We start from the raw sequence: 7839 nt of genomic DNA, 5'->3' as shown, positions 1-7839 counted from the left end.
GGAGAACGACGAGGTCTGGATCCTGGCCAACAACCATCCGGTCGCCCGCGGCGAGATCGAGATCCGCGAGGACCGCATCGCCATCACCGTGACGCGGGCGGCGGACGTGTATGACTTCATGGCGGGAGCGGCCTGAGGGGAGGCTTAGGGCTTAGGGCTTAGGGCTTAGGGCTTAGGGCTTAGGGCTTAGGGCTTAGGGCTTAGGGCTTGGGCCCGGGAGTCAGCTGCGTACGGAGGTTTTCATGCCGGCAGTGCGTAGTTATCGGGACCTGCTGGTCTGGCAGAAGGCGATGGATATCGCCGTGACGACTTACGATCTGAGCCGCCAGTATCCACGAGACGAACTGTTCGGTTTGACCTCGCAAAGTCGCAGGGCCGCCGCATCGGTCGCGGCCAATATCGCCGAAGGCTATGGCCGGTCCAGCCGGGGGAGCTACGCCCATTTTCTTCGGATCGCCCAAGGCTCCCTGAAGGAGCTTGAGACGCACCTGATACTTGCCGAACGGGTAGGCGTGGCGCCGCAACTATCGACTAGAGGCCTTCTTGCCGACGCCGACGAACTCGGCCGCATGTTCAGGGCGCTCATCGGCAAGCTTGAAAAGCCGTCCCAGTCCGGCTCCAGCGCCTTTCCCCCTAATTCCTAAGCCCTAACTTCCAAGCCCTCCTTCCCCCCTTCCCTTCCGCCGCGCTCTCCGCTATCAGCCCCCCTCCGATGCGAGCGGTCGTGGCGGAATTGGTAGACGCGCAGCGTTGAGGTCGCTGTTCCCTAACCGGAGTGGAAGTTCGAGTCTTCTCGACCGCACCATCCTGCTTCGCCCCTTCGGGGCTTCGCAGGACTAGATCATCGGCGCGAGGCGAAGCAGGATGCCCTGCGAAGCCTTGGCGAAGCAGGGCTGCTCGACGAGGGCGCTGTGCACTACGTCTACCTGATCGAGAGCGTCAGCGATCCGACGAAGCGTTATGTCGGCGTGACCGCAGACCTCAAGACGCGCCTCGACGATCACAACGCCGGCCGGTCAACCCATACGTCCAGGCACTGTCCGTGGAGACTGGTGACCTACATCGCCTTCTCGAACCGCCCGCAGGCCGAGTCCTTCGAGCGGTATCTGAAGTCTGGCTCCGGGCATGCCTTCGCCAGCAAACGCCTGTGGTTGTCTTGACCCGGTCGGCGCCATGGTTGAGAGACGCCGCATAACCGGTCGGCCATAGGGCGGGCCATTCCAGGGACGCGCATCGGCGAAACGCTGATAGATCAGGGAGGGCCAAGCGTGAGCAACACCGCAACCGCCCCCCTGCCTCCTGTCCAGAACGATGAAATCGAACATGTGGCGCTGGACGAGGACTATGTCCTGACGCCCGGCTTCGTCGAGAAGGTCGTCGACGCGTCCGACGCCGGCGACGGCCTGAAGCTGCGCTCGCTGCTGGAAGACCTGCACCCGGCCGATGTGGCCGACCTGATGGGCTTCCTGACGTCGGAGCATCGCGCCGTGGTGGTGCTGTGGCTGCCGGCCGACCTGCTGGCCGACACCCTGCCCGAGCTGGACGACGGCATCCGCGAGGAGGTGCTGGAGCGGGTGCCGCACCTGACCCTGGCCGAGGCGCTGCAGGAACTGGATTCCGACGACGCCGCCGCCGTGGTCGAGGATCTGGAGGACGACCAGCGCGAGCGCGTGCTGGCGGCCATGCCGGACGTCGACCGGGCGGCCATCGAGAGCTCGCTGGGCTACGCCGAGGATTCCGCCGGCCGCCTGATGCAGCGCGAGGTCATGGCCGCGCCGCAGTTCTGGAACGTCGGCGACACCATCGACCACATCCGCAAGCAGGGCGAGGAGCTGCCCGAGCTGTTCTTCGACATCTATGTCGTCGATCCGCTGAACAAGCCGGTCGGCGGCGTGGCCATCAGCCGCCTGCTGCGCGCGCCGCGGCCGACGCCCCTGACCGAGATCATGGATCCGGTCAACGAGATCACGGTCGACCAGGACCAGGAAGAGGTCGCCTACATCTTCGAGAAATACCACCTGATCTCGGCCCCCGTCACCGACGCCGCCGGCCGCCTCGTGGGCCAGATCACCGTCGACGACATCGTCAACATCATTCAGGAGGAGAACCGCGAGGACATCCTCCGTCTGGCCGGCGTCTCGGATGAGGACCGCGGCTCGAACGTGGCCGAGATCGTGCGCGGTCGCGTGCCGTGGCTGGCGATTAATCTCGCCACCGCCGTGCTGGGGGCCAGCGTCATCGGCTGGTTCGAGGGGACGATCCAGCAGATCGTGGCCCTCGCCGTGCTGATGCCGATCGTCTCGGCCATCGGCGGCAATGCGGGCACCCAGGCGCTGACCGTGACGGTGCGGGCGCTGGCGACGCGCGAGCTGAACAGTTCCAACGCGCCGCGCACCTTCTGGCGGGAGCTGGCGGTGGGGCTGACCAACGGACTGGTGCTGGCGCCGCTGATCGGCGTGGCCACGGCCCTGTGGTTCCGCGACGAGGACTGGCGGATCGGTCTGGTGATCGCGGCGGCCATGGTGCTGAACCTGCTGGTCGCCGCCACGGTCGGGGTGCTGACGCCGCTGACCCTGTCGAAGCTGAAATTCGACCCGGCGGTGTCCTCGGCCGTGTTCGTGACGGCGACGACCGACTTCTTCGGTTTCCTGATCTTCCTCGGTCTGGCCACGATCGTCCTGCTCTAGTCCCCTCTGGACCGGCGCGGAGATTGCTGGTTCTCCCGTTGAGCGAGCACGTCCGTCTCGATTTGGGTCAATCCGGTGTCCGACGCGACCACCCAACGTCTGAAGGTCTCCCGCGAGGGAGTCGTCCTCATCAAGAGCTTCGAGGGCTTTCGGCCGCGCGCGGTGCGGGACGAGGACGGCCGTTGGGTCATCGGCTACGGCCACACCTTGACCGCCCGCGAGGGACTGACCGTCAGCGAGCCGGACGCCGAGCTGCTGCTGCAGTACGACCTGCTGCCGGTGGTCAAAGCCCTGAATGAACGGGTCTCGGCGCCGCTGAACCAGCACCAGTTCGACGCCCTCGCCAGCTTCGCCATATCCGTCGGGGTCGAGCGGTTCCTGGCCTCGGACGTGCTCCAACGGCTGAACGAGGGTCATGCCGGCGAAGCCGCCGACGCCCTGATCGGCTGGCCCGAAACGACTTCGCCCGACGCCCGACTGCGCCGCCGTGCGGCTGAGCGCGCCCTGTTCGTCGCCGATCCTGCGTCGCCGATGCATCTGGCCGACTTGCTGGCCGCGCCGCTGCCGCCCCCGCCGGTGGAGGACACGGCGGAGGCCGAAACCGCGGCGGATGCGCGGGCCGCGGCCGTCGCCAGCCTGCTGGGCGAAGCGCCATCGCCGCCCGGCCCCGATGCCCCGGCCGAGGCCACGCCGCCCGAACCGGTGATCCCCGTGTTCGAGCCGACGCCGTTCGAGGCCGCAGCGCCGGTGACCACCATCCATCTGCAGCGCTATTCCCCCTACGCCGCCGCGATCATCGGCCCGCTGCCGGGCTTTCCGTCGGCGCCGGCGGTTTCCGGCGCGGAGGCCGGGACCGCCGCTGCGACCGGCCTCCCGGAGTCGGCGCCCGAGACGGAGGGTGGGCCCGAGCCCCATTCGGAGGCCGAGATTGGGGTCGAGGCCCAGGTCGGGGCGGAGGCCGAACCGGCGACTCCGCCGGCGGCGGAAGCCAGCCCGCCGGAGCCGGTCGTTCCGCTGGTTCCGCCGGCTCCGGGCGTCTCGCCCTTCCCGCCGATGGACGAGCCGCTGGTGCTGACGCCGGCGACGGAGGCGGACTTCGTCGAGACGGCGCGTCCGGCATGGGAAGCCGACCAGCGCGGCGAGCCGGCGGCGCCCGACGAGGAGGCGGCGCTGTTCGAGGAAGAGCCGGCTCCGTCGGTGCTGCGGCACGAGGTCGAGCCGGCCGCCCCCCGCCGCTTCGACTGGAGCGTCACGGGCGCCTTCCTGATCATGGGCGTGACCGGGCTGACGGCCTGCGCCGCCGCCGCCGCCGCCTTCCGCAAGGCGATGCTCGATGACTCGTCACTCAACGACTACACGGTCATCGGCTGGGTCCTGGCCCTGATCGGGGTGATCTGCGTCGGCGTGTCGTCGTGGAATCTGTACGTGCGGTGGGGCCGCAGGGACTGACTTTGCCTGTCGCGCGGCGCAGTGCTACGCCCCCCGCATGAGCATTCCCAACGCCCCCCAATCGATGGAATTCGGCCTCGGCGAAAACGCCGATATGATCCGCGAGACCACTGCCCGCTGGGCGACCGACCGTCTGGCGCCGCTGGCCGCCGAGATCGACGAGAAGAACCAGTTCCGGCGCGAGCTTTGGCCCGAGATGGGCGAATTGGGCCTGCACGGCATCACCGTCGAGGAAGAGTACGGCGGCCTCGGACTCGGCTACCTCGAGCATGTGGTGGCGATGGAAGAGGTGTCGCGCGCCTCGGCCTCGATCGGCCTGAGCTACGGGGCTCACTCCAACCTGTGCGTCAACCAGATCCGGCGTTGGGGCACCGAAGAGCAGAAGCGCAAGTATCTGCCGAAGCTGATCTCGGGCGAGCACGTCGGCTCGCTGGCCATGTCCGAGGCCGGCTCGGGATCCGACGTGATGTCGATGCGGACCCAAGCCAGGAAGGTCGGCGACCGCTACGTCCTGAACGGCACCAAATTCTGGATCACCAACGCCCCCTCGGCCGACACCCTGGTGGTCTACGCCCGCACCGGCGAGGGCAACGGCGGGGTCACGGCCTTCCTGATCGAGCGGGGCATGAAGGGATTCAGCGTCTCGAAGAAGCTGGACAAGATGGGCATGCGCGGTTCGGACACGGCCGAGCTGGTGTTCGAGGACTGCGAGGTTCCGGAAGAGAACGTCATGGGACCGGTCGGCGGCGGCGCCGGCGTGCTGATGAGCGGGCTCGACTATGAGCGGGCGGTGCTGTCGGCGGGGCCGCTGGGGATCATGCAGGCCGCGCTGGACGTGGTTCTGCCGTACGTCCGCGAGCGCAAGCAGTTCGGCAAGGCCATCGGCAGCTTCCAGCTGATGCAGGCCAAGGTGGCCGACATGTACGTGGCCCTGAACAGCGCCCGCGCCTACGTCTATGCGGTGGCCCGGGCCTGCGACGCGGGCAAGACCACCCGCTACGACGCCGCGGGGGCGATCCTGCTGGCCAGTGAGAACGCCGTGAAGGTTTCGCTGGAGGCCGTCCAGGCGTTGGGCGGAGCCGGCTACACCAAGGAATGGCCTGTCGAGCGGCTGGTCCGCGACGCCAAGCTGTACGACATCGGCGCCGGCACCAACGAGATCCGGCGCTTCCTGATCGGGCGGGAGCTACTGGGCGGCTGACTCCGCCGGGCAGTCGCCGAGCCGTTCGGCGTTCATCACCATGGTCACCTCGGCCATCGAGGACGCCGGCGTCGTCGTGCTCTTCACCTCCATGGTGTAGTTGCGCGTGAAATCGCCCGACACGCGCGTGTCGGTGACGGTGCGCACGCCATCGGCCGTGGTGCAGACCATGTGGCCGACCATGGCGTCGCCTTCACGGCGGAAGGACTGCTGCTCGCAGGTCATGCCTGGAGCCTCCGGAGTCGCGCCTTGGGGCGGTTCGAACTTCGCCTCGCGGATGCAGGTCTCGACCGGCGGCGGCTCCATGCCCGCCGGCATGCCGGTCATTCGGGTGGTCACGCGCCAAAGACCGGGCCTAGGGCCCTCGGGCATGCCCGCCTCGGCGCGGGCGCGGGCCTCGGGTGACTTTGCGGCGTCCGCCTGGTCCCCGCCCTGCCCGCAGGCGGCAAGCGCGAAGGACACGGTCAGGCCTGAAACGAGAGTGGTGATGCGCATGGCGATCCTCCGTCCGACGAACCGTCCCTAACACATCCGCCCCGATCGCAGAACGACGTCCGGCGTGCGCGGCGGAACCGTCATGGAGCCACGGCGGTTGCCCGTCCGCGAAAGGAGACACCGCCATGCCCGCCAAGTCCGCCGCCCAGCAGAAGGCCGCCGGGGCCGCCCTGTCCGCCAAGCGGGGCGATACGCCCAAATCCGAACTGAAGGGCGCCTCGAAATCGATGATGTCGATGAGCGAGAAACAGCTCGAGGAGTTCGCCCACACCAAACGCAAGGGCAAGCCCGAACACGTGAAGCACTGACCGCGCCGGGCGAACCGGGATGACCGTCGGCCCCGGTCCGGCTAGCGTCGCCGCATGACGCTGATCGTCACGTCGAGCGGCCGGCCGTGCGCCTTCTCCGAGGTGGTGGAGAAGCTGGCCGCGCGCCGCGGCGAAAAATTGTGCCTCGGCGAAGTGGTCGAGGCGTTCGGCGACCGGGCCTTCGGGCCGGTGATGTTCTTCTTCGCCCTCATCAATATGATGCCCTGGCCGCCGGGCGGGACGACCCTGACCGGCGCGCCGCTGCTGCTGCTGTCGATGGAGCTGGCCTGGGGGCGTGACGAGCTCTGGGTTCCACGCTGGACGGAGCGGGCGTCGGTCAGGCGGTCCACATTCCGCAAGCTGATCGGACGCTTCCAGCGCGGGCTGAAGCTGACCGAACGGCTGTCGCGGCCGCGTCTGCATTTCCTGACCGGATCGTTCGGCCAGGGGCTGATCGGCATCGCCTGCGTCTTTCTGTCCATCGTTCTGGTGCTGCCCGTGTGGGGCGGGAATCTGCTGCCGGCGGTGGCGGTCGGCTTCTTCTCTCTGGGCGTGATGCAGCGGGACGGCCTCGCCGTGATCGCAGGATGGCTGCTGACCGCGGCGACAGTCGCCGTGCTGTTCCTCGCCTGGCGGATCATCGTGGCCAGCGTGAGCCACGGCTTCGACTGGATCGGCCGGATCGCCTGACCTGCATGGATGTTTGTTAAGTGGCGCGCAGCCGCCGTCCCGCCTAGATCGAAGAACCCCGTCGCGCGAGTCCCGCACCGCCCATGCCCGACTACGACTATCAAAGCGACACACGACCCTTCTCGCAGGTGCTCGAGGACATCGGGGACAAGCACGATCCGAAGCTGTATCTCGGCGAGCTGGTGAACGCCTTCGGCGAGCGCGGATTCGGCGCTCTGATGCTGTTTTTCGGGCTGATGAACATCGCCATCGGCATCATCCCCGGCACAACGACCATTCTCGGGGCGCCGCTGCTGCTGATGGGCCTGCAGCTGATGACGCGGCAGGACCAGCTGTGGTTGCCGAAATGGGCTCTGCGGCGGTGGATCGAGCGCGCCGCCTACCGATCGGGACTGGAGAAGGTCCTGCCGCGCGTCAAACAGGTGGAGCGTCTGTCCCGGCCACGGCTGTCGATCATGACCAGCCAGGTTTCCGAGGTGCTGATCGGGGTGGCCACGGTGGCGCTGGCCTTCATCCTGATCCTGCCCATCTGGGGCGGCAATCTGGTGCCGGCCCTGATCATCTCGACCTTCGGCTTCGGCCTTATGCAGCGGGACGGGCTGGTGGTGCTGGTGGGATGGGCCGGCGTGGCCGGCGTTTGCGTCTTCGTCTGGGTGGCCTGGGAGCTGGTCAGCCGCGCCTTCCTGGCCGTCTACCAGATGCTGGGCCTCGGCTGAACGCACGAGGCGCCGGGGGGCGAGCCCCCCGGCGCCTGCGAGAACCGGATAACAATCAGCTGCGGAACAGCGACAGGACCAGCTGCGGAGTCTGGTTGGCGATGCCCAACGCCTGAACTCCCAGCTGCTGCTTCGTCTGCAGGGCCTGGAGCTTGGCGCTTTCCTTCGCCAGATCGGCGTCGACCAGATTCCCCACTCCCGCCTCCAGCGCATCCGTCAGCTTGCCGACGAAGGTGATGTGGGTCGAGAGCGCCTTCGACTTGGTGCCCAGCCGCGCGAGCGCGCCCGAGACC

General features: G+C 68.0%; 11 protein-coding genes and 1 tRNA gene. 10 read left to right on the top strand and 2 right to left on the bottom strand.

Annotated features, from left to right (window positions below; genetic code table 11):
* From VGD32_RS09175 to VGD32_RS09145, 7 genes are all read left to right on the top strand, one after another.
* On the top strand, positions 1–136 hold a 136-nt coding region (locus tag VGD32_RS09175; RefSeq protein WP_331031588.1), incomplete at its 5' end, for a FliM/FliN family flagellar motor switch protein.
* A gap of 106 nt (positions 137–242) precedes the next feature.
* A complete protein-coding gene (locus tag VGD32_RS09170; protein WP_331031587.1) occupies positions 243–644 on the top strand; it encodes a four helix bundle protein in 402 nt (133 codons plus the stop codon).
* A gap of 74 nt (positions 645–718) precedes the next feature.
* Positions 719–805: transfer RNA gene (locus tag VGD32_RS09165), tRNA-Leu, on the top strand.
* A gap of 106 nt (positions 806–911) precedes the next feature.
* Positions 912–1160 (top strand): GIY-YIG nuclease family protein, encoded by a 249-nt coding sequence (locus tag VGD32_RS09160; protein WP_331031586.1) that lies wholly within the window; start codon positions 912–914, stop codon positions 1158–1160.
* A 108-nt stretch (positions 1161–1268) separates the two neighbouring features.
* Positions 1269–2687 (top strand): magnesium transporter, encoded by a 1419-nt coding sequence (gene mgtE, locus VGD32_RS09155; RefSeq protein WP_331031585.1) that lies wholly within the window; start codon positions 1269–1271, stop codon positions 2685–2687.
* Between the two features lie 75 nt (positions 2688–2762).
* Positions 2763–4136 (top strand): glycoside hydrolase family protein, encoded by a 1374-nt coding sequence (locus tag VGD32_RS09150; protein WP_331031584.1) that lies wholly within the window; start codon positions 2763–2765, stop codon positions 4134–4136.
* Between the two features lie 37 nt (positions 4137–4173).
* On the top strand, positions 4174–5337 hold the full coding sequence (locus tag VGD32_RS09145; RefSeq protein ID WP_331031583.1) for an isovaleryl-CoA dehydrogenase: 1164 nt from the start codon (positions 4174–4176) through the stop codon (positions 5335–5337).
* Here the strand turns inward: VGD32_RS09145 and VGD32_RS09140 are convergent.
* Positions 5323–5832: a DUF3617 domain-containing protein gene (locus VGD32_RS09140; protein ID WP_331031582.1), complete on the bottom strand. Its 510-nt coding sequence runs from the start codon at positions 5830–5832 to the stop codon at positions 5323–5325. The genes VGD32_RS09145 and VGD32_RS09140 overlap by 15 nt on opposite strands.
* A 125-nt stretch (positions 5833–5957) precedes the next feature.
* Here VGD32_RS09140 and VGD32_RS09135 point away from each other — a divergent pair, with 125 nt between their 5' ends.
* The 3 genes from VGD32_RS09135 (at position 5958) to VGD32_RS09125 (ending at position 7546) form a co-directional block, all read left to right on the top strand.
* Positions 5958–6140 (top strand): DUF3008 family protein, encoded by a 183-nt coding sequence (locus VGD32_RS09135; RefSeq protein ID WP_292258404.1) that lies wholly within the window; start codon positions 5958–5960, stop codon positions 6138–6140.
* A gap of 54 nt (positions 6141–6194) precedes the next feature.
* A complete protein-coding gene (locus VGD32_RS09130; protein WP_331031581.1) occupies positions 6195–6830 on the top strand; it encodes an exopolysaccharide biosynthesis protein in 636 nt (211 codons plus the stop codon).
* A gap of 83 nt (positions 6831–6913) precedes the next feature.
* A complete protein-coding gene (locus tag VGD32_RS09125; protein ID WP_331031580.1) occupies positions 6914–7546 on the top strand; it encodes an exopolysaccharide biosynthesis protein in 633 nt (210 codons plus the stop codon).
* A gap of 55 nt (positions 7547–7601) precedes the next feature.
* Here the strand turns inward: VGD32_RS09125 and VGD32_RS09120 are convergent.
* Positions 7602–7839 (bottom strand): flagellin (locus tag VGD32_RS09120; protein ID WP_331031579.1); only part of this gene is annotated, 238 nt, incomplete at its 5' end.

It is taken from the genome of Brevundimonas sp. (genome assembly GCF_036402095.1).
In the GTDB taxonomy this organism is placed as follows: domain Bacteria; phylum Pseudomonadota; class Alphaproteobacteria; order Caulobacterales; family Caulobacteraceae; genus Brevundimonas.
This window is presented reverse-complemented; position numbering and strand designations above follow the sequence as displayed.

Coding starts and splice junctions, on each gene's coding strand:
- VGD32_RS09140 (WP_331031582.1), bottom strand. CDS start 5,832: ATGCGCATCACCACTCTCGTTTCAGGCCTGACCGTGTCCTTCGCGCTT.
- VGD32_RS09135 (WP_292258404.1), top strand. CDS start 5,958: ATGCCCGCCAAGTCCGCCGCCCAGCAGAAGGCCGCCGGGGCCGCCCTG.
- VGD32_RS09125 (WP_331031580.1), top strand. CDS start 6,914: ATGCCCGACTACGACTATCAAAGCGACACACGACCCTTCTCGCAGGTG.
- VGD32_RS09130 (WP_331031581.1), top strand. CDS start 6,195: ATGACGCTGATCGTCACGTCGAGCGGCCGGCCGTGCGCCTTCTCCGAG.
- VGD32_RS09170 (WP_331031587.1), top strand. CDS start 243: ATGCCGGCAGTGCGTAGTTATCGGGACCTGCTGGTCTGGCAGAAGGCG.
- VGD32_RS09145 (WP_331031583.1), top strand. CDS start 4,174: ATGAGCATTCCCAACGCCCCCCAATCGATGGAATTCGGCCTCGGCGAA.